Annotated in this window: 17 protein-coding genes; 3 read left to right on the top strand and 14 right to left on the bottom strand. The window is 72.1% G+C overall.

The features are described from left to right. The coding region (locus E1267_RS32375; RefSeq protein ID WP_132338168.1) for an AAA family ATPase at window positions 1-1,175 on the bottom strand (1,175 nt) is incomplete at its 3' end. After that, window positions 1,176-2,285, bottom strand: a complete 1,110-nt coding sequence (locus E1267_RS32370) for an exonuclease SbcCD subunit D (RefSeq protein ID WP_132338166.1) — start codon at window positions 2,283-2,285, stop codon at window positions 1,176-1,178. Window positions 2,286-2,392: 107 nt separating this feature from the next. On the opposite strand from E1267_RS32370, the gene E1267_RS32365 reads away from it, so the two are divergent. Beyond that, window positions 2,393-3,886, top strand: a complete 1,494-nt coding sequence (locus E1267_RS32365) for a prolyl oligopeptidase family serine peptidase (protein ID WP_132338164.1) — start codon at window positions 2,393-2,395, stop codon at window positions 3,884-3,886. Here E1267_RS32365 and E1267_RS32360 read toward each other — a convergent pair. Further along, window positions 3,859-4,788, bottom strand: coding sequence for an alpha/beta hydrolase (locus E1267_RS32360; protein ID WP_132338162.1), 930 nt, complete (start codon window positions 4,786-4,788; stop codon window positions 3,859-3,861). The genes E1267_RS32365 and E1267_RS32360 overlap by 28 nt on opposite strands. 1 nt (window position 4,789) lies before the next feature. Next, window positions 4,790-5,071 (bottom strand): Clp protease/crotonase-like domain-containing protein, encoded by a 282-nt coding sequence (locus E1267_RS32355; RefSeq protein WP_181957872.1) that lies wholly within the window; start codon window positions 5,069-5,071, stop codon window positions 4,790-4,792. 239 nt (window positions 5,072-5,310) lie between these two features. On the opposite strand from E1267_RS32355, the gene E1267_RS32350 reads away from it, so the two are divergent. Continuing rightward, window positions 5,311-6,795, top strand: a complete 1,485-nt coding sequence (locus tag E1267_RS32350) for an LCP family protein (protein WP_132338160.1) — start codon at window positions 5,311-5,313, stop codon at window positions 6,793-6,795. Window positions 6,796-6,880: 85 nt separating this feature from the next. On the opposite strand, the gene E1267_RS32345 is transcribed toward E1267_RS32350, so the two are convergent. The 4 genes from E1267_RS32345 to E1267_RS32330 are packed head-to-tail and all read right to left on the bottom strand — an operon-like array spanning window position 6,881 to window position 10,229. Beyond that, window positions 6,881-7,828 carry an asparaginase gene (locus E1267_RS32345; protein WP_132338159.1) on the bottom strand — a complete coding sequence of 316 codons (948 nt, stop codon included), beginning with the start codon at window positions 7,826-7,828 and terminating at the stop codon, window positions 6,881-6,883. Further along, the gene (locus E1267_RS32340; protein ID WP_132338157.1) at window positions 7,821-8,642 is read right to left on the bottom strand and encodes an amino acid ABC transporter permease; all 822 of its coding nucleotides are present in this window, start codon (window positions 8,640-8,642) and stop codon (window positions 7,821-7,823) included. The genes E1267_RS32345 and E1267_RS32340 overlap by 8 nt, the downstream gene beginning before the upstream one ends. Before the next feature lie 34 nt (window positions 8,643-8,676). After that, entirely contained in the window at window positions 8,677-9,321 is a 645-nt protein-coding gene (locus E1267_RS32335) for an amino acid ABC transporter permease (RefSeq protein ID WP_132338155.1), read from the bottom strand. Continuing rightward, window positions 9,321-10,229, bottom strand: a complete 909-nt coding sequence (locus E1267_RS32330; RefSeq protein WP_132338153.1) for a glutamate ABC transporter substrate-binding protein — start codon at window positions 10,227-10,229, stop codon at window positions 9,321-9,323. The genes E1267_RS32335 and E1267_RS32330 overlap by 1 nt, the downstream gene beginning before the upstream one ends. 108 nt (window positions 10,230-10,337) lie before the next feature. Between E1267_RS32330 and E1267_RS32325 the strand changes: the two genes are divergently transcribed. Then, the gene (locus E1267_RS32325) at window positions 10,338-11,474 is read left to right on the top strand and encodes an ROK family protein (RefSeq protein ID WP_246064395.1); all 1,137 of its coding nucleotides are present in this window, start codon (window positions 10,338-10,340) and stop codon (window positions 11,472-11,474) included. A gap of 10 nt (window positions 11,475-11,484) precedes the next feature. On the opposite strand, the gene E1267_RS32320 is transcribed toward E1267_RS32325, so the two are convergent. The 6 genes from E1267_RS32320 to E1267_RS32295 all read right to left on the bottom strand — a co-directional run. Beyond that, window positions 11,485-13,551, bottom strand: a complete 2,067-nt coding sequence (locus E1267_RS32320) for an ATP-binding protein (RefSeq protein ID WP_132338151.1) — start codon at window positions 13,549-13,551, stop codon at window positions 11,485-11,487. Beyond that, on the bottom strand, window positions 13,548-15,872 hold the full coding sequence (locus E1267_RS32315) for an ATP-binding protein (RefSeq protein WP_132338149.1): 2,325 nt from the start codon (window positions 15,870-15,872) through the stop codon (window positions 13,548-13,550). Before E1267_RS32315 ends, E1267_RS32320 begins: the two co-directional genes overlap by 4 nt. A 152-nt stretch (window positions 15,873-16,024) precedes the next feature. Next, window positions 16,025-17,029 (bottom strand): enolase C-terminal domain-like protein, encoded by a 1,005-nt coding sequence (locus E1267_RS32310; RefSeq protein ID WP_165959920.1) that lies wholly within the window; start codon window positions 17,027-17,029, stop codon window positions 16,025-16,027. 95 nt (window positions 17,030-17,124) lie between these two features. Then, window positions 17,125-18,510: an MFS transporter gene (locus tag E1267_RS32305; RefSeq protein WP_246064394.1), complete on the bottom strand. Its 1,386-nt coding sequence runs from the start codon at window positions 18,508-18,510 to the stop codon at window positions 17,125-17,127. Window positions 18,511-18,677: 167 nt separating this feature from the next. Continuing rightward, complete coding sequence (locus E1267_RS32300) at window positions 18,678-19,826, bottom strand: VWA domain-containing protein (RefSeq protein ID WP_132338147.1); 1,149 nt, start codon at window positions 19,824-19,826, stop codon at window positions 18,678-18,680. A gap of 106 nt (window positions 19,827-19,932) precedes the next feature. Beyond that, window positions 19,933-20,980, bottom strand: a 1,048-nt coding sequence (locus E1267_RS32295) for a DUF5682 family protein (RefSeq protein ID WP_246064393.1), incomplete at its 5' end; no start/stop codon positions are given.

Raw genomic sequence — 20,980 nt, 5'->3', positions numbered from 1 at the left:
GGGCGGGCTCGGGCGAGGGCGTCCGCGGCCAGGGTGCGGGTCTTGGCGGCGGCCTCCGCACGCTGTCTGACGGCGGCGATGAGCGGCATGACCCGGTCGGCCCTGGCGGCGTCGTCGAGCAGGGCCTGAAGGTCGGCTCTCTCATCGGCGCGCTCGTCGAGGGTGCGGCGGAGGGCGAGCGCCTCGGCGTGGCGGCGCCGGCGGTCGGCGAGGCTCGCGGCCTGCTCGTGACGTTCGCGGGCCGCGCGCAGCGCCCGCCCCGCCGCGGCCTGCTCCTCGGCGCTTCCTTCCACGACCGCCCGTGCGGCGTCGAGCAGTGCTCCGGCCCAGCGCAACGGGTCGGCCTCCGGTGTGAGCCGCCCGGCGTCCCCCGCCTGAGCGCACGGGCCCCCGCTCGCCGGCTCCCGGGACCCCGTTCCGCCGGACCCGGGATTCCGGGCGGCGGCGCCTTCCGTGGGCGCGGCGGCCGACGCCGGTGAGGCCGGGCCGGGAGCGGTGAGGAGGGTGTCGCCGGCGGCCTCCTCTACGCGTTTGATCGCGAAGTCGACCTGCTGCCGCAGTTCCTGGGCCTCGCGCCAGGCCAGTGTGCGGTGTTCGGCCAGCCACGCCTCCGCCTGGGTGAAGATCTTGACGGTGAACAGCCGCTCCAGCAGCTTGGCGCGTTCGTCGCCGCCGGCCCGCAGGAACCTGGCGAACTCCCCCTGCGGCAACATCGCCACCTGGCAGAACTGGTCGGCGTTCATGCCGAGCAGCTCCCCCACCAGGTGCCCGGCCTCGTCGAGCCGGGTGGTCAGCCCGTGCCACGACGACCCCCGGCGCTCGGAGACGACGACCTTGGCCTTCTCCTCGGTGAAGCCGGCACCACGCAGCTTGGGCCGCTGCCAGGCGGGTGATCGCTGGATGCGGAGTAACCGGCCGCGGATGGTCACCTCAAGGCCGACCGAGGGCCCTGTCGCGGGCGGGGCGTGGTCGCAGCGCAGGCTGCGGGCGCTGTTGCGCTGGCCGGGGACCTGGCCGTAGAGGGCGAAGCAGAGCGCGTCGAGGATCGTGGTCTTGCCCGCGCCTGTGGGCCCGTGGAACAGGAAGAGGCCGGCCTCCGCAAGGGCGTCGAAGTCGACGGTCTCGGCGCCGGGGAAGGACCCGAAGGCCGTGAACGTGAGCCGGTGCGGCCGCATCTATGCCATCGTCTCCTTCACCCTCGACGCCTCGATCGCCTGTCTTAGCAGGGTTTCCTCCTCGGCCGCCGCAGGCTCGCCGCGCACCTCGCGGACGAAGTCGAGGGCGACCTCGGCCTCCGGCCGCCCGCTCAGGCGCGCGGGCCGGACTGCGGGGGCGGCGCCTTCCGGCTCGAAGGCCAGGCCGAGGGTGTGGGGGAAGCGGGAGCGCAGGCGCTCCATGGCGGCTTTGGGGCGGACGGCGTCGGTCAGGGTGACGTGGAGCCAGTGGTCTTCGAGGCGGGCGTGCCGCGGCGAGGTCAGCAGGTCGTCGAGGTGGCCCTTCAGGGTGGCGACGGGCCGGGGCACGGGCGCGGGCACGAACTCGGTCTCCTCGCCCAGGGTGACCAGCCAGCAGCCCTTGACCTGGCCCGCCTCGGAGAACGAGTAGGCCAGCGGCGATCCGGAGTAGCGCACGGTCTCGGACATGCGCTGGCGCCCGTGCAGGTGGCCGAGCGCGACGTAGCCGACCCCGTCGAAGACCGGCAGGGGCACGTGGGCCACCCCGCCCACGCTGATGTCGCGCTCGCTGTCGCTGGCCTGCCCGCCGGTGACGAAGCAGTGCGACAGCACCACGCAGGCGCGGTGGCGGGCGGCGTCGGCCCTGACGCGGGTCATCGCGTGCGTGAGCGCCGCGGTGTGGCTGCGGTCGGGCAGCTCCCAGCCGGCGCGGACCAGCTCGGGCTCGAGGTAGGGGATGCCGTAGAAGGCGACGTCGCCGACCATCACCGGCTCCCATGCCTGGCCGGGGCGGGTGCGCAGGTGCACCCCCGCGGTCTCGAACAACGCCGAGCCGAACCTGAGCCGCAGCGCCGAGTCGTGGTTGCCGCTGATCAGCACCACCCGCGCCCCCGAGCCGCGCAAACGGGCCAGCGCGTCGTCGAGCAGGGCGACCGCGTCGACCGGCGGCAGCGCCCGGTCGTAGACGTCGCCGGCGATGGCCACGACGTCGACCCGCTCGGCCCGCACCGTCTCCACGAGGTGGTCGACGAACGCCGCCTGCGCCGCGAGCAGGCTCTCGCGGTGGAGTGAGCGCCCGAGGTGCCAGTCGGACGTGTGCAGGATGCGCATGTCGCAGGAAGCTAACAGTTCTCGCCGACAAATGCGGGCTCACCTGTCTCACGCGCCGGGAGTACGCTGGACGATCGGCGGGCAAACCAACGCACATGGGGAGGCCGATGCGCACGGGCCGTGGCACCTTGAGCGTGGCAGCCGGTCTGGTGCTGGTGGCTCTCGCGACCGTCGGATACGTCCTGCCACCCGCGTTCGACCCGCCGCCGCTCAAGGCCGATCCAGCCTTCCAGTCGATCCCGGAGCAGCCGGCCGCCGAGCTGAAGCCGGTGGCGGCGATCGCCTCCGTGCGCAGGGAGCAGGTCTCGGTGGCGGGCGAGGGGCAGCGCCTTGAGGGAACGCTCCGGGCGCCGGCGACTCCAGGGCGGCATCCGGCGATGGTGTTCGTGTCCGGGTCGGGCAACGGATCGCGCACCGAGTTCGCGCCGCAGGCGGAGTTCCTCGCCGCGGCGGGCGTGGTGACGATCGCCTTCGACAAGCGCACGATCGGCTACAACTTCCGCGACCGCGACTTCGGGCTGCTCGCCGACGACGTGCTGCGCATGGTGGAGTACCTGCGCGACCGTCCCGAGGTGGATCCCGCCCGCATCGGGGTGTGGGGGGTCAGCGAGGGCGGCTGGGTGGTGCCCATCGCGGCGGCGAAGAGCTCCGCGGTGAAGTTCCTGGTGATGGTGTCGTCCCCGAACGTCTCCCCGCTGCGCCAGGTCGCGTGGGCGCTGAACGAGCAGCTGCTCAGGCTGCACGCCCCGATCGGCGTACGCGACCTGCTGACCAGGGCGATGGGCGGGGTCGGCTTCGACTTCCTGCGCTACGACGCGATGCCGGCCTTAAGCCAGGTCGAGCAGCCGGTCCTCGCGTTCTACGGCACCACCGACCCCTCGATCCCCTTCGTCGAGTCCACCCAGGCGCTGATCACGGCGATGAAGAAGGCGGGCAACGACGACTACACGATCCGCTTCATGGCCGAAGGCGACCACGCCATGCGGGTCAACGGCGGCGACTTCACCCAGGGCTACCTGGAGACCATGGCCAACTGGATCCTCGGCCTGCCGGACACCGCCGAGCCGTCCGTGCACTTGGCGGGCGCCACCCCGGTCCAGCGGTTCGAGGCCAGCGACGTGCCCGCCGCTCCCTGGTACGCGGGCGGCACGATGCTGGGCCTGACGATCTGCCTGGCGGCGGTCGGCTACGTGGCGGGGCCGGTCGCCGCCATGGTCGTCCGCCTGCGCGGCCGCGCGGGCGTCACCGCCGAGGCCAACGCCCGCCTCTGGCCGCCGCTGCGGCGCCGGCTCAGCAGGATCGCGTGGACGAGCCTGGGCCTGCTGGTGTCGGTGGTGGCGTTCATCATGCTGCTGGTGCTGTTCTCGGTGAACCAGGCGGGTGCCTGGCCAGCCGTGCTGGCCGGCTGGCTGGTCGTACGCGTGCTCGCGGTGTGGATGCTGATCCAGGAGGTCACGGCGGTGGCGGCGCTCGTGTCGGCGTTGCGCGAGGGCATGCGGCCGAGCCGCTGGCAGCATGTGGCGATCGCGGGTGTGCTGGGCGGCACCGGCCTGCTGATGGTGGCGGCGGCCTACTACGGGCTGTTCTCGTTCCCCTGGTAGACGAAGGCGTTCATCCAGCGGTCGAGCTCGGCGAACACCTGCTTGCGCACCGGCTCGGCCGACAACACCAGGTCGTGCAGACCGTCCGTGATGCGTACGCAGGTGACGTGCGGTCCGACCGAGGTGGACCAGCGGGCCATGTGCCGGGGGTCGAGCACGATGTCGGCCGTGCGCGCCTCCGGCACGAAGTCGCGTACGCGCAGACCCGCCGCCGAGGTGAGCACGAGCACCGGCACGTCCACCGACAGGCCCGCGTGGAGCCGGCGCTGCGCCCTGCGGATGGCGGCCAGCCACATGGCGTGCACGGAGAAGCCGTGCAGGGGCTTGAGCTCCAGGTCGTAGTCCCATTCGCCCTGCAGGCTGCGGTGCAGGGTCTGCCCGTAGACGGTGCCGGCGCCGAGAGGGATGACCCAGCGGGTGTAGGACAGCGGCGTCTTGAGCAGGTCGGCGGCGATGCGGAGCGGCGCGGGCACGTTGAGGTCGAAGAACGGGCTGTTGAGCACGAGCCCCTGCACCAGGCCGCGGCCCCGCACGCGGTCGGCCCACAGGGGCGCGATCAGGCCGCCGGTGGAGTGGGCGTTGATCGTCAGCTCGTCGTGGTCCTGCCTGATGATGCGGACGGCCTCGTCGATCTCGGGGAAGTAGTCGGTGACGCTCCTGATCAGGCCCCTGGTCTGGTGGGGCAGCAGTGAGCGGCCGTATTTGCGCAGGTCGAGGGCGTAGAAGTCGATGCCGCGGCCGACGTAGTGGTCGGCCAGGTGGTGCTGGAAGAAGTAGTCGGTGAACCCGTGCAGGTAGAGCACGGCCCTGCGGGTGGGGGTGGTGGCCCGCCTGGCGACCAGCGTCGCGACGACCGGGCCTTCGAAGTCGTCGGGCAGGGGCAGCACGGTGGTCTCGTACACATCAGACACCATAAGGATCGTCGGGCCACGACGGCACGCCGGGCGGGAGATCCTGGCTGACCGTCATGGGGAATCGGGCGGGCCGTCTCTCCAGGAAGGCGCTGACGCCCTCGACCGCGTCGGGCACGCCGCCGAGCTCGGTCATGAGCCGGGAGTCGGCCGCGTGCGCCTCCCAGGGCGAGGCCGCCGACAGGCCCGACCACATGTTGAGCCGTTCGGGCCGGCGCAGCGTCACGGTGGCGACGCGATCGCTCACCTCGCACCCGGTCTCGGCGAAGGCCATGACCCGAATCTTATTCGGTTCCTGATGTTCATCCTCCGATAAGGAGACATTTCGTATTCTTTGCGTAGGCTGCCGCCTCGATCAGACCTGAGACGGGCCACGTCAGCGGCCTGCCTCAGCGCAGCGATCTCCGTGTCCTCGGCGAGCCGCACCGGCGGGTCCACCACAGGATGCGGCTATCGCGCCTATGGTGGAGAACGCGGGGAAACGGGGAAGGCGTGCGGCAGGCAAGGGAACCGATGAGCGCCCGAGCGATCCTGGGCTGGCTGGTGCTGGGGGCACTCGCGCCCGGCGCCGCCCATTTGCGCGCCGGATGGCGCAGGACGGGCCTCGCGCTGCTCTCCTGCTACGCCGCCCTGCTGCTGGGCCTGCTCGCCCTGGGCCTGCTGACCGACAACCTGCTCGGCTCGCTGACCGAGGACTCCTGGCTGACGGCCATCCTCGTCGGCGCGTCCGCGCTGGGCGTCGCGTGGTTCGCCCTCATCGTGCACTCGTTCGTCGTGCTGCGGCCAGGGCGGCTGCCGCAGGCCGGGCAGATCGTCACCGGCACGCTCGCGGGGCTGCTCGCCGTCACCGTCGTGGTGCCGTTCGGGCTGGTCGCGCAGTTCGTCTGGACCTCGCAGCAGACGCTCGACGGCATCTTCCAGCAGCCCGCCGACGACGGCGACGACGGGCCCGTCGCGGCCGAGCCGGAGCCGGAGAACCCGTGGGCGGGCCGGCGCCGGGTCAACATCCTGCTCCTCGGCGGCGACGCCGACGACCACAGGGTCGGCGTGCGTACCGACAGCATGAACCTGGCCAGCGTCGACGTGGAAACCGGCAACACCGTGCTGTTCAGCCTGCCGCGCAACCTGGAGGACGTACGCTTCCGCCCCGGCACCCCGATGGCCGAGCGTTTCCCCGGCGGCTTCCGCCTTCCCGCCGACCCGGGCGGCGGGCGCAGCGACCTGCTCAACAGCGTCTGGGAGTACGCCGACAGCCACCCCGAGATCTTCGGCGGCAAGGAGCACCAGGGCGCCAAGGTGCTGATGGACACGATCGGCTACACCCTCGGCGTCAAGGTCGACTGGTACGCCCTGGTCAACATGTGGGGGTTCGCCCGCCTCATCGACGCCATCGGCGGTGTCATCCTCACCGTCGAGAAGGACGTCGTGTTCGGCAGGTACAACGAGGGCCTGGTCAAGGCCGGCACGCGCAAGCTCAAGGGCGCCGACGCCATGTGGTACGCCCGCTCGCGGACCTACAGCGACGACTACACCCGGATGCGCCGGCAGCGCTGCGTGCTCGGCGCCATCCTCGACCAGGCCGACCCGGCGACGGTGCTGACCAGGTTCAACAAGATCGCGCTCGCCACCAAAGAGCTGATCAGGACCGACATCCCGCGGCCGATGCTCAAGCACCTCGTGCCGCTCGCGCTCAAGGTCAAGAACGCGAACGTGTCCAGCGTGCAGTTCGTGCCGCCGCTCATCAACACCGGCTACCCCGACTGGGACAAGATCCGAGACGTCGCCGACAAGGCCATCCGCGACTCGAAGGACACCAAGCCCGCCGTCGCCGCCTCGGCCACCCCGTCGACGGAGCCGACCGGGAAGGCGGAGCGGCCGTCGAGGAAGACCGCCGAGCCGACCACCGCGACGACCGCCGGGCCGACGGAGAAGAAGGCCGGCGACGATCCGGCCACGGGCCTCAAGGAGGGCTGCGGCTCCGCGCTGGCGAACGGCTGACCGGCCACGACGCGACCGGCGAGCCCGAACCGGCGGTAGCACGACCGCCGTGCGACCGGCGTGCGACCGGCGTGCGACCGGCCGGTCAGGACAGCCTGGTGGCGATCCGGCCCACCGGCACGCCGCCGCCCAGCACGTCCACCCGCTCGTACGCCGCCGCCCCGCCCACGTCGCAACCCATCATGCGCAGCACGTCCAGCGCGATGGCGGTGGTGGCGCGCGGGCTGCCGTCGATGACCTTCACCGCCGCCGAATGTCCCGACTCCAGCGCCACGACCAGCACGCCCTCCGCGCCGCCCTTGGCCAGGGCGCCGGGCAACGCCCGCATGAGGCCGGTGTTCTGGTGTCCGGTGCCGCCGACGTACTCGGGGTGCTCGCGCATCGCGTCGGCGACCTGGCGCGGCCCGCTGCCGGGCGCGGCGGCCACCAGCCCCCGCACGGCCCGCGCGAGGCCGGTCAGCGTGAGCCCGTACAGCGGCGTCCCGCATCCGTCGATCGCCACGTGCGCGGCCTTCTCCCCCGCCAGTTCCTCGGTCACGGTGCGGACGTGGAGCTGCAGGGGATGCTCGGGAGCCAGGTAACCGGGTACGTCCCAGCCGTTCGCCACGCAGGCGGCGAGCATGGCGGCGTGCTTGCCCGAGCAGTTCATACGCTCGCGCGAGACGTCCTGGCCCTGCCTGATCAGCTCGCGCATGGTGGGCTGGTCCTCGGGCCACGAGGGCGGGCAGGCAAGCGCGTCGAAGCCGAGGCCGTAGTCGCCGAGCAGCTCGCGGACGAGACGTACGTGGAAGTCCTCGCCCGTGTGGCTGCCCGCCGCGACGGCGAGCCTCGGCCCCGCCAGCGCGGCGCCCGCCGTCAGGCAGGCCAGCGCCTGGAACGGCTTGGCCGACGAGCGCGGCAGCACCGGCGCGCCGACCGGGCCGAGCGCCACCTCCGTACGCCCGGAGGGGCCGAGACCGACGGCGCTGCCGTAGTGCACGCTCTCCACGAAGCCCGACCGGATCACCTCGGCGAGCAGGGCGAGTTCAGGCACGTGCGGGTCTCCTTGCGGGCAGGGCGGGCCGGCGGGCCTCCAGGGTGCGGGCCAGCTTGGACAGCGACGCGTTGACGACCAGGTAGATCAGCGCGACCACGAGATACGTCTGGATGACCAGATGGTTGTAGGCGGCCAGGACCTTGCCGCTGTAGAGCAGTTCGCCGTAGCTGACGATGAAGCCGAGCGAGGTGTCCTTGAGCAGCCCGACGGACTGGCTGACGATGGACGGCAGCACCCGGCTCGCGGCCTGGGGCAACACGATCAGCCGCATCGTCTGGAAGCGGGTGAGCCCGACGGCCAGGCCCGCCTCGGTCTGGCCGCGCTCGATCGCGTTGATGCCGGCGCGGAAGATCTCGGCGAAGGCGGCCGCGTTCGAGACGGTAAGCGGCACGACCAGCTTCCAGAACAGCGGCAGGTCCATGCCGTAGCGCGGCAGCGCGAACAGCACCACGTACACCAGCAGCAGCGCCGGGATGGTCCTGACCACCTCGACGTATCCGGCGGCGGGCAGGCGGACCCACCGGCGCGGCGAGAGCCGGCCGAGCGCCAGCAGCAGGCCGAGCGCCATGGACAGCGCCGCGGAGACGACGGCCGCGAGGAAGGTGGACCACAGGCCGTCGAGGAGGTAGCGCCACATGGGCCAGGTCGCGTACGGCTGCCAGCGCGCCGCGTCGAGCTGCCCGTTGGCGGCGAACTGCCGCACGGCCAGGGCGGCGAGCGCGACGGCGGCGAGCGTGCCGAGCACGGTCGCGATCCGGATGCGCCTTCTGGCCTTCGGCCCCGGCTCGTCGAAGAGCGCGGTGCTCGTCATCGGGGTGACCGCCTTGGAAGTGGCCGGAGGGTGGTCATCGCAGGATCACCAGTCTGCGTTCGAGCCTCCCGGTGACGAACCCGGCCGAGGCGGCGATCAGGGCGTAGGCCGTGCCCGCGCCCACGAAGATCGGGATCGGCTGCGCCTCGACGAGGTTGACCCGGTTGGCCGCGGCCGTCAGGTCGACGACGCCGACGGCCGCGGCGAGTGCGGTGTTCATGGTCGTCATGATGAAGATGTTGCCGAGCGGCTGGACGACCGTGCGCAGCGCCTGCGGCAGGATGACGTGCCGCAGCGACTGGCCGAACGTGAGCCCGATCGCCCTGGCGGCCTCGCCCTGGCCCTTGGACACCGCGTTCACGCCCGAGCGCAGGGCCTCACCGACGTAGGCGCCCTCGTACACGGCGATGACCACGACGGCCGTCACCAGCAGGCCGGCCTGGACGCCGATCTCCGGCAGGCCGAAGAAGGCGAGGACGAGCAGCACGAGCAGCGGCAGGTTCTGAAACGTCTCGACGTAGGCGGTGCCGAGGGCGCGCAGCACCCTGACAGGACTGACCCGCAGGGCGCACACCAGCACGCCCAGCACCGCCGCGCCCGCGAACGACCCGGCGGTGAGCTGGAACGTCACGACCAGCCCCTGCCACAGCTCGGGCAGGTGCTCCAGGAGGACGGACATCAGGACCCCGGCACTGAGCCGATCCGCGGCGGCCGGGGAGCCTCGCCGGTCACGACGGTGCCGATGGACTTCTTCCAGATCTGCTGCCAGACCCCGGCGTCCTGCGTCTTCTTGAGCCAGTCGTTGAGGAACTTCTTGAACGTGTCGTCACCGTGCTTGAGCCCGATGCCGTACGGGTCCTCGGTGAACGGCTTGGTGACGATCTCGATGGCCGGGTCGGCCTTGGCGTCGGCGATGAGGATCGTCTCGTCCTGCACGTACGCGACGCCGCGGTCCTGCTTGAGCGCCTGGACGCACTCGGGGTCGCTGCCGAACGTGATGATCTCCGCCTGCGGCGCCAGCTTCTTGATCGCGGGGATCGCCGGGGTGTTCGCGCCCGCCAGGACCTTCTTGCCGTTCAGGTCCTCCGGCTTGGCGATGCCGGTCGCGCCCTTCTTCACCGCGATCGACAGACCCGAGGTGTAGTACGGGCCCGCGAACGACACCTGCTTCGCGCGTTCCTCGGTGATCGTGTACGTCTGGAAGACGACGTCCACGGTGCCGTTGGCGAGCAGCGCCTCCCGGGTCTCCGACGCCGAGTTGACGATCTTCACCTTGGGCTCGCCGATGATGTACTTGGCCAGCGCCCTGCCCATCTCCGCGTCGAATCCCTCGACCTCGCCGGTGACGGGGTTCTGCTGGGAGAGCAGGGGAGCGTCCAGCGAGCCGCCCACGAGCAGTTCGCCGCGCTTCTTGATCTTCTCCATGGTCGAGCCGGGCAGGATCTCGGCCGCCGTCGCGACCGGCGCCTCGGCCAGCACGTCGGGGCCGCTGCTGCGGGGCTCTCCCGGCACGGCTGGGCTGCTCGACTCACCGCAGGCCGCCAGGGTTAACACCGCGAACGCGGCGGCGGCGACAAACCTCTTCATGAACAGCTCACTTCCTTCGATATCGAAGATAAGCCGGACCGTAGTCGGATATTTCGCACCAAGTCAATACGTTGTCGTCTGAAGTCGACACATGGTAGGTATTTTCACATGAACCAGCGGCTGCCCGTGCAGGGGGCACAGGGCGACCTGCTGCGACTCGTCGCCACCGGCAGGGCCGAGTCACGCGCGGACCTCGCGCGTTTATCCGGCCTGGCCGCGTCCAGCGTGTCGTTGCGCGTCGAAGAGCTCCTCGACGCCGGCCTGCTCGCCGAGGAGGGCTCCGGCACCTCGCGTGGCGGCCGGCGGCCCCGGCGGCTGCGCCTGTCGGACACGGCCGGCGTGCTCGCGGTCGCCGACCTCGGCGCCCACCACGTACGCCTCGGCCTGCTCGACCTCAGCGGCACCCCGCTCGTCATCGAGGAGCGGTCTTGCGAGATCGCCGACGGCCCGCGGGCCACGCTCGACCGCATAGCCGGCGCGTTCGACGAACTGCTGGCCGAGCACGTGCCCGCGGCGGTGCCGCTGCGCGGGATCGGCACCGGCGTCCCCGGCCCCGTGGACCCGCTCACCCAGCGGGTCGTGACGCCCTCGCGAATGCCGGGCTGGAACGACTTCTCGGTGGCCGAGCACCTGGCCACCCGTTACGACCTGCCCATCCTGGTCGAGAACGACGCCAACCTGATGGCCGCGGGCGAGGCGCGGTGCTGGCCTGACCGCCGCAACCTCATGGTCGTCAAGGCCGGCACGGGCATCGGCTGCGGCGTCGTCGTGAACGGCCGCCTGCACCGGGGCCGGGGCGCGGCCGGCGACATCAGCCACGTCCGCGTGCGTTCGGACTCCTCCGTCATCTGCGCCTGCGGCCACCCCGACTGCCTGGAGGCCTACGCCAGCGGCGCCGCTCTGATGGCCTCCCTGTCGGAGGCCGGGATCGTGGTGACCCGCACCGGCGACATCGTGGGGCTCGTCAACGACGCGATCCCGGAGGCGACCAGCCTGGTGCGCAACGCCGGCCGGCGGATCGGCGAGGTCCTCACCGTGCTGGTGAACTTCTTCAACCCGGACGTGGTGGCGGTGGGCGGCAGCCTTTCGGCGGCCGAGCCGCTGATCACGTCGATCCGGGCAGCCGTGTGGGAACGCTGCCTCCCCCTGGCGACGAGGGACCTGGAGGTGGCGCCGGCGCGTGCGGGCCGCGACGCCGCGCTCCTGGGCGCCGGCGCCCTGCTGCTGGAGGCCGCCCTGACGTGAGACGGCCCTCTCACGGCCCCGCGACGGCGTAATTCACGGCGCGCTCCTGGCCGAGCCGCGTCCCCTGGCGGAAGGCCGTCGCGAACGCCCGGCCGCCCAGCGCGCCACGCGCCTGCTCCCTGCAGCGCTCGTGCCCTGCCGCGTGGTACCACAGCCGTTCGGGCGAGGCCCCCATCGCCTGCCACAGCGCGTGGGCGGCGCCCATCAGCCCGGCGGCCCGCCAGTGGTCCTGGCGGGCGCCCGCGATCCACGCCAGCACCTCCAGGCACTGGGTGAGGCACCAGCGGTCGTCGACCGCCCCGGTGAACACGGCCGCCGACGTCACCAGCGCCTCGGCCCGCCGGCAGTCGCCCAGATTCCATCGCACGACGCCGAGCGCCAGCTGGGCGTACGCGCGGGACACCTGCGCGTGGTGCTTTTCGCTCATGTCGAGCAGCTCCTCGCCGAACTCTGCGGCCTGCCCAGGGTGGCCGACGGAGCCGTACGCGGCCGCGTAGTAGAGGTTGAGCATGACGCCGTCCAGGTTCTCCCCCGACCGGTGCAGGGCCAGCGACTCCCGTAGCAGCGACAGGCCGCGCTCGTGGTCCCCGCTGGAGAAGGCCGCGACGCCGGCGGTCCTGATGGCGTACGGCAGGACGGCCTCGTTGCCGGGGCGGCGGGCCAGGTCGAGGCACTCCCCCAGCCTGGGCAGCGCCCTCATGAGGTCGCCCTGGCGAAGGGCGAGCATGCTGTCCGCCCAGAGCGCCGTCGCGCGGATCCCGCCCGGCTCCGGCACCAGGCCGAGGCCGCGTTCCAGCCAGTACCTTCCCTCGATCAGCGAGCCGGCCAGCAGCCAGAAGCACCACAACGTCGAGGCGATGTCGAGGCCCGCGCGCGCCAGTGGCGGCCGGCTCAGGCAGGCTTCGAGGGCGACCCGCACGTTGGGCAGCTCGGCCTGCAGCCGCCGGTAACGTTCGAGCTGGTCGGGCACCAGCCGGTCGATCCGGCTGTTCCGCACGAGGTCCCCATAGTGGTCGACGTAGCGCCCGCGCAGCAGGTCCTTGTCGGAGGACGCCAGCCGCTCGCCGCCGTACGCGCGCAGGCTCTCCAGCATGCGGTATCTGAGCCCGCTCTCCCGCCGCTCGCAGCACACCACCGACTTGTCGACCAGCCCCGCCAGCAGGTCGAGCACGTCGGCGGCGTCGATCCCGTCGCCGGAGCACACCGATTCGGCGGTGTCCAGGTCGACCCCGGCGGGGAACATGGACAGCCGGGCCCAGAGCCGCTGCTCCCCCGGCGAGCACAGCCCGTAGCTCCAATCCGTGGTCGCCCGCACGGAGTGGTGGCGCGGCAGCGCGGCGGCGCAGGTGTCGGCGGCCAGCACGTCGATGGGCCTGTCCAGCTCGCGCAGCAGTTGGTCGAGCGACATCGTACGCAGCCTGGCCGCGGCCAGCTCGATCGCCAGCGGCACACCCTCCAGGCGCTGGGCGAGCCGGGCCACACGGTGCGCGTTGTCCGCGGCCAGGGAGAAACCGGGCAGGACGGCCGCCATGCGGCTCTCGAGCAGACGGACGGAGTCGTGGCGGGCGATCTCCCCCGGCGGCCTGCCGGGGTCGGGCACGGGCAGCGGACGCACGGGCAGCACCCGTTCGCCGTAGACGCCCAGCGTCTGCCTGCTGGTGACCAGGATGCGCAGCCGGGGAGCGGCCCGCAGCAGCCGGTCCACGAAGCGGCCGCAGATCACGCACAGGTGCTCGCAGTTGTCCAGGACCAGCAGCATGCGCTTGCCCGACACGTAGTCCACCAGCGCGTTCATCGGGTCGGGGCCCGTGTCGTGCAGCCCCAGCGCCGCGGCCACCGCCGGCTCCAGCAGCTCGCCCGTCTCCAGCGTGCCCACCTCGACCACGGCGACGCCGTCGCGGAACATCCCCCGCACGTGCTCCACGATCCGCAGTGCCAGGTGGGTCTTGCCCACGCCGCCCGGCCCGGTCAACGTGAGCAGCCGTCCCTGGGTCAGCGCCTTCCTGGCCGTGGACAGCTCCCGTCTTCGGCCGATGAAGGAGGATCCGCCGGTCAGCAGGCCGCCGTTGGGCTTCATGAGGAACTCCCGGAGTTACGGTGGTCCTGCTCGCCGACCCAGGCGGCGATCTGGGCACGCGAGGTGAACCCGAGCTTGTTCAGGATGTGCTCGACGTGTCCTTCCGCGGTCCGCTGGGCGATGACCAGCGAGGCGGCGATCGCCTTGTTGCTCATGCCCTCGGCGACGAGCCGGGCGATCTGCGCCTCCCTGCGGGTGAGCGGCGACGGTTCTGTGGCCTGCTTGCATGGTGACGGGTCCTCGCCCATGGCGTACGCGACCGCGGCGGCGGAGCCGAGCTCCGTGCCCTTGCGGAAGGCGGACTCGAAGCGCCTGCCGCCGAGCCGTTCCCGTGTGGAGGCCTCGCAGGCGTCGTGGTAGTCGGACAGGTTGCCGAACAGCGGTCCGCCGAAGGAGCGCCAGTTCTCCCGCGCGGCCCCGAGCAGGACGGCGGCGCGCTCGGGTTCGTCGCCGGCCGCCATCCAGGCCAGGGCCTCGATGCACAGGGCGATGCCGAGGCGGTCGTCGAAGGGCTGCTTGAGCCGGATGGCCAGGCGTTCCATCTCGACCGCCTCCGCGGTGTCCCCTTGCCTCCACTTCTCGACCCCGTACACCCACAGCGTGTACGACCTGAACCAGTGCTCCTCGCGCGCCTCGCACATCTCCATGCACTCCTTGAAGTGCGTGACGGCCTGTTCGGCGTGGCCGAGGAGCGAGTAGGCGGTGGCGAGGTAGATCAGCGCGTTCACCACGCCCGTCTGGTCGTCCTCGTCGCGGCTGCGCTCCACCGCCTCGCCGAGCCGGCTGAGCGCGCCGTCGAGGTCGCGCTGGAGCAGGGCGGAGAAGCCGACGACGTAGGCGGACCTGGCCAGGATCGACTCCTCTCCGAGCCGCTCGACCAGGGCGTGGCATTCGTCCAGCATGGCCGCCGCGACCGTGAAGTCGCTCTGCAGGACGGCCAGCCGGGCGTCGACGACGAGGGCGCGGGCGCGGGCCGCGCTGGGCTCGCGGTCCTCGGCGAGAAGGCGGTCGAGCCAGCTGCGGCCCTCGCGGAACGAGCCGGACGCGATCCAGTAGAAGCGCAGGGCCGTGGCGATGTCCAGGCCGGGTTCGCCCTCGCCCGGCGTCGTCAGGCAGAAGTCGAGGGCCGCGCGGATGTTGTCGTGCTCGGCGCGCAGGCGGGCGAACCAGGCCAGCTGCTCGGGGCCGTACCAGGCCCGCTGCGCGTGGTCGACCAGGTCGCGGCACCAGTCGCGGTGCCGGGTCCTCATCTCGTGCTCGCCGCCGGACTCCCGCAGCCGGTCGCGGCCGTACTGGCGGATGGTCTCCAGCAGGCGGTACCGCACGGACGTGCCGTGCTCCTCGCGGGCCAGCACCGACTTGCCGACGAGCCCGCTGACCAGGTCGAGCATCTCGTCCGGTTCGATGCCGTCGCCGGAGCACACCTGCTCGGCCGCCTCCAGGTCGACGCCTCCCGAGAAGACGGACAGCCGGGCCCAGAGCAGTTGTTCCTGCTCGGTGCAGAGCCCGTAGCTCCAGTCGATGAGCGCCCGCAGCGTCCGCTGGCGGGGCATGGCGGTCCGCGCCCCCTTGGTGAGCAACCGGAAACGGTCGTCCAGCCGGGCCAGCAGCTGGTCGACCGAGATGGCCCTGAGCGACACGGCGGCCAACTCGATGGCGAGCGGGATGCCGTCGAGCCGGCGGCAGATGCGCGCCACGCTTTCGCCGTTGTCCTTGGTGAGCTCGAAGCCAGGGAGCACGGCGTGGGCCCGGTCAACGAACAATCGCACCGCGTCCGACTGCCGCAGCGACGCGATGGACGGGCATTCGCTGTCCAGGCCCGGAATCACGAGGGGCGGCACCGGCATCGTCAGCTCGCCGGTGACGCCGAGCGCCTGCCTGCTCGTCGCGAGGATGCTCAGGCGGGGCACCGCGCGGATGAGCGTGGCGGCCAGGACCGCGCAGTCGTCCAGCAGGTGCTCGCAGTTGTCGAGGACCACGAGCAGGTGTTCGTCCCGCAGGCGGCTGGTGAGCACGTCGATCGGGGAGCGTACGGACCGGTCCTGGATCCCGAGGGCCTCGCTCACCGTCTGGACGAGCAGCTCGGGGTCCTCCAGAGCGGCCAGCTCGACCAGCCACACACCGTCGGGAAAGGCTCGGCGCACGTCGAGCGCCACCCGCAGGGCCAGCCGGGACTTGCCGACGCCTCCCACGCCGACCAGCGTCACCAGCCTGGACTCGGACAGGAGCCGTTTGACATCGGCCACCTCGTGCCGGCGACCCACGAAGCTGTTCAGCTCCGACGGCAGCCTGCAGTCGTTCACGATGTTCGACTCAGCCATGATCACTCCAGCGGTCCGGCGATCGCCGGACCGTCGCTGCCGGACCTCCCCTAACCAAGGTTATGCCCCGGCCGTTACAAGAGATTCCGCCGGGCTGTGACCTTCGTTGCGGAAAGTATCTGGTCAGCGCGATGGGGAGGCGCCGGCCGCCGTCACGCGTGGAAGGTGTCCTTCGCGAGCTTGCGCAGGCGGGTCTCGTCGATGTCGTGGCCGAGGCCCGACTGGGTGAGCGGCACGGCGATGACGCCGGCGTTCGCGCCCACGATCGGGGTGACGATCTGGTTCTGCCGCGGCGGCTGCGTGACGTCGCACGGCAGCGTGCACCCGGGCAGGCTCGCCACCGCCACCGTCGCGGCCCTGGCCAGCCCCGCGCCCTGCCCGCCCGCGCACTGGATGTCCCAGCCCGCCGCGGCGGCCCGGTCGTGCGCCCGCCTGGTCTCCGACAACGACGGGAACGCGGCGGGCCGCAGCAGCAGGACCCGCGCCGCGCGCAACGTCAGATAGTCGTCGAGATCGGCGGTCGAGCCGACCTCGACGGCGACCGAGGCGGCCACCTGGTCCTGCAGCGAGGCGTGCGCGTGGACGTCGCCGGAGTCGAAGGGCCGCTCGATGACCTCCAGGCCGTAGGAGTCGAGCGCGACGAGCTGGCCGAGGTCGGAGTAGGCGTTGCCGCAGTCGACGGCGAGGGTCAGCGCGGGGTACGCCTGCCGAACCGCGCGCACGGGCTCGACGTCCCACCCGGGCCTGATGTCGAGCGTGACGTGCCCGTAGCCGGCGCAGACCTGCTGGTTGACCCGGGACACGAGGCTCTCGATGGACAGGTCGGGCGCGAGCCGCACGGTCGCCATGAGAGAGGTGCGGGTGCCGCCGATGGCCTCGGCGAGCGGCACGCCGCGCATCTTCGTCCACAGGTCCCAGCAGGCCATGTCGACGGCGGAGTCGCCGCTCGGCACAGTGTCGGGATGTTCCCAGTCGACGCCGATCAGCAGGGCGGCCAGCGACTCCTCCAACCTCGACCAGGTCTTCGGCCGCGGCGAGGTCACCTCGCCCCAGCCGGTCATGCCGCCGTGGTCGGTGAGCTTCACGAGCAGGGTCTCCGACTTCCTGCCGAACGGCAGAACCAGCCGGAAGACCTCCAGCTCCCGCACTCGCGGCATGTAACCCCCTCACCGGCGAGAGCCCTTCCCGTCCACCCCTCACCTCCGGGTCGTGCCCGGTCAGCGGAAGGTGGAAAGGGAGATTTCTCGTCGTTCTATGACGCGCTTCCTTCCATAGTGCCCGCTGCCATGGGCTGGGCAAAACGCGGGGCCAGCAGGAAGGCCAGCAGCGCCAGCGCGACGGTGAAGGCCAGACCGGTGAGATAGTTCCCGGCCGTGGCCGTGAACAGGGCGCCGCTGACCGCGACGGCCACGACGGTGAACACCGACTCGCCCACGCCGACGGCCGCGCTGTTCTGGCCCTCCTCGCCCTTTCTGGACATCTCCAGCACCAGGACCGACACCGTGGGGTGCAACGCGCCGATGCCGAGACCGGCGACGGCCATGGCCACGTACGCGACCGCGATCGGCACCGAGTCGATCAGCACCAGCGTCACGAGGGAGATGCCGAAAGCGATCATGGCGGCGCCGCCGCGGATGGCGGTCATGTCGCCGATCATGCCGCGGCCCTTGATCCAGGAGCCGGTGGACCAGCCGAGCGCGCCGATGGTGAGCACGATGCCGGCCCCCGTCGGGGTCAGGTCCCGCTCGCTGATCAGCATGAGGGGGACGAACACCTCGGCCGCGGTGAGCGCGCCGAAGGCCAGGCCGCGCAGTACGGGGGCGGTCGGCAGGCCGCGGGCGAGCTTGAGCGAGCCGGGCAGCAGCAGCCGGGGCAGCGCCACGGCCAGCAGGACGATGCCGGCGAGCAGCAGGGGCAGGCCGGCGAGTTCGAGCGCGCTGCCGTACTGGATGAGGGCGGCGGAGACGGCGGTCAGCACGGCCCACACGAGCTTCCGGCCCAGGCCGGGGGCGGGCTCGGCGGCGCCGCTTCGCACCTCGCGTCCGACGGTGCCGCGCCACAGCAGCAACGCCGCCGGGATGACGATCAGCGGCACGCCGAGGAAGATCCATCGCCAGTCGACGTTCTCGACCACGAGCCCGGCGATCGCGGGCCCGACCATCGACGGCACCACCCAGGCTGCCGAGAAGAGAGCGAACACCTTGGGGTGCATCGCGGCCGGATAGACCCTGGCGATCAGTACGTAGAGCGCGACCTGGATCAATCCCGCCCCGAGGCCCTGCACGAACCGGCCCGCGACGAACACCTCCATGGTCGACGCCAACCCGGACAGCAACAGACCGGCCACGAAAGCCGTCACCCCGGCGGCGATCGGCACGAGCGGCCCACGCACGTCGCTCCACCGCCCGCCCAGCACCGTCGCGATCACACTGGCCGCCAGGGTGGCGCTGAAGGCCAGGTTGTACAGGTGCATGCCGCCGAGGTCGCGGGCCACGACAGGCATCGCCGTGGCCACGGCCATCGCCTCGAAGGCCGTCAGCGTGATCAGCGCGACGAGCCCCACGCTGATCGCTCGATAGGGCGGGGACACCACACTGACCGGTCGCGCGGCCGCGGATCCTGCAACAGTCGTCGTCATGGTGGCAAGCTATGGCGAACCCTCAGGCCGGCACATCGGGCGCGGGGCCTAGGCACTTGGACCTAAGGCACGCAGGGCGCCGGTCCGGTCAGGGCATGCACGTCTCCATCCCGGCGACCTGGCGGAGGACATCTCGACGTAGCGCCGCGGAGCCAGGGCCGAGACCCCTACCCCGTGACCGGGGCGTGGTGCTCCGCCCACCGGGCGATGTCGCGCCGCTCGATCGCCGCCGCCATCAGCTCGGGGAACGCGTCGGGCGTGCACGCGAACGCGGGCACGCCCATCGCCGCCAGCGCCGCCGCGTTCTCGTGGTCGTAGAACGGCGCCCCCTCGTCCGACAGCGCCAGCAGCACGATCACCTGAACCCCTGCCTGCGTCATCGCCGCGACCCTGCGCAGCAGCTCCTGCCTGACGCCGCCTTCGTACAGGTCGCTGATCAGCACCACGATCGAGTCGGCCGGCCTGGTGACGAGGCCCTGGCAGTAGGCGACGGCCCTGTTGATGTCGGTGCCGCCGCCGAGCTGGGTGCCGAACAGCAGTTCCACCGGGTCGTGCAGCTGGTCGGTGAGGTCCACCACCGCCGTGTCGAACACCACCAGCGACGTCCTCAACGACCGGATCGACGCCAGCACCGCCCCGAACACGCTCGAATAGACCACCGAGGCCGCCATCGAACCGCTCTGGTCGACGCACAACACCACCTCGCGCTGCACCGAACGCTGCCTGCGGGCGTAACCGACCAGGCGTGACGGGACGACGGTGTTCCTCTCGGGCAGGTAGTTGCCCAGATTGGCCCTGATCGTACGGTTCCAGTCGATGTCGGCCGCCCGCTTGGGGCGGTGGGTCCTGGCCGAACGGTCGAGCGCGCCCGTCACCGCGGCCCTCGTCCGCTGCGCAAGCCGGTGTTCGAGCTGCGCCACCACCCGGCGCACCACCGCCCTGGCCGACTCGCGGGCCTGGTCGGGCATCACCTTGTTGAGCGCCAGCAGCGTGCCGACCAGGTGCACGTCGGGCTCCACGGCTTCGAGCATCTCGGGTTCGAGCAGCAGCCGGGTGAGGTTGAGGTTCTCGATCGCGTCCTTCTGCATGACCTGGACGACCGTTGAAGGGAAATAGGTGCGGATGTCGCCCAGCCAGCGGGCCACCCTCGGAGCCGACGCGCCCAGCCCGCCCTCGCGGCCGCTCTCCTCGTAGACGGCGGCCAGCGCCGCATCCATCCGCGCGTCGGCTCCGCGCAGGTCGCATCCCGTGCCGTCGGCGTCGCCGCCGCCCAGCACCAGCCGCCACCGGCGCATCCGCTCGTCCGCCTCGCTCATTTCTTCACCTTTCCCGAGGGCCCCCGCCGCCTGCTCACGTTCGTCCGCTCACCGTTGCGCCGGCCCCGCACGCGGGCGCGCGGGGGCGCGGCCGAGCGCCGTGCGGTCATCGGCTCGGCGTTCCGAGGATGGCGAGCACGGTCGCGACGGCGGGGGCGGCACGACGTTCGTCGACGGTCTCCTCCCGCTCTCCCGCGTCACGGCCGGCCGAGCGCAGCCGCTCGCCGACCGCCCGCCGCTCCGGCGCGGCGAACGTGCCGAACGTGCGGCGCAGCAGCGGCAGCACGTCGGTGAACTGGCCGGACGACAGCCCGGTGAGCCAGCCGTCCACGAGGCCGAGCAGCCGAGGATCGTGCACCAGCAGCAGCCCGCCACCCGCCAGGAACCCCTCGACCCACGCCGCCGCCCGCGCCGGGAGCCGACCGCGTGACATGGCCCTGGACATCCGGTCGCCGGCGTCGTCGAGCTCACCGCAGTCGAGCAGGATCCGGGTGAGACGGCCCTCGATCAGCCCGTGCAGATCTCGCCTGTCGCTGATGCCCCGCAGCGTGCCCAGCCACCGCCTTCTCGGCGACCCCGCCTCCGCGTTCGCGTCACCACCGGACCTCCCGTCCTCCGCGGGCGGCCCGCCCGTGCCGCCCTGCGCGCCTGCGTCGAGGAGGGCGACGGCCGAATGCACGCCGTCCACGTGCTTGAGCAGCCCCGCCGCCGCCTCGTCGTCCATCCCCGTCGCGGCCACCGGCAGCCCGACGCAGATGCGGTCCAGCATCGAGCGTACGATCGCCGCCAGCCCCTCCGCAGGGGTGCCGCGCACGTCGCCGTAGCGGTGTGCCCGGACCATCGCGGGCAGCGCCGCCATGAGATGCGTGACGTCGGTGTCCAGGGCAGCCTTCGCCGACAGGGCCGCCAGCACCTCGGGCAGGGCATCCGGAAGTTCGGCCAGCAGGCACTGCTCGACCAGGGACGTCAGCTCCGCCAGCGCCACCGGCTCCGTCCCCGCCAGGCCCCTGGCCCGCTGGGTGGCGGCGGCCGGGACGGTGGTGCCGAGTGCGGCGTGCTCGATGAGCGCCAGGTCGTGCTCCGGACACCACCGCAGCGTCCACGTCTCCCTGAACGTGCCCTTCCCCCGCGCCTGCCCCGGCGTCCCCCAGCCG

This window comes from Nonomuraea longispora, assembly GCF_004348345.1.
Lineage (GTDB): Bacteria > Actinomycetota > Actinomycetes > Streptosporangiales > Streptosporangiaceae > Nonomuraea > Nonomuraea longispora.
Note: the sequence above shows the minus strand (reverse complement) of the source record. Positions and strands in the feature narration are given on the sequence as shown.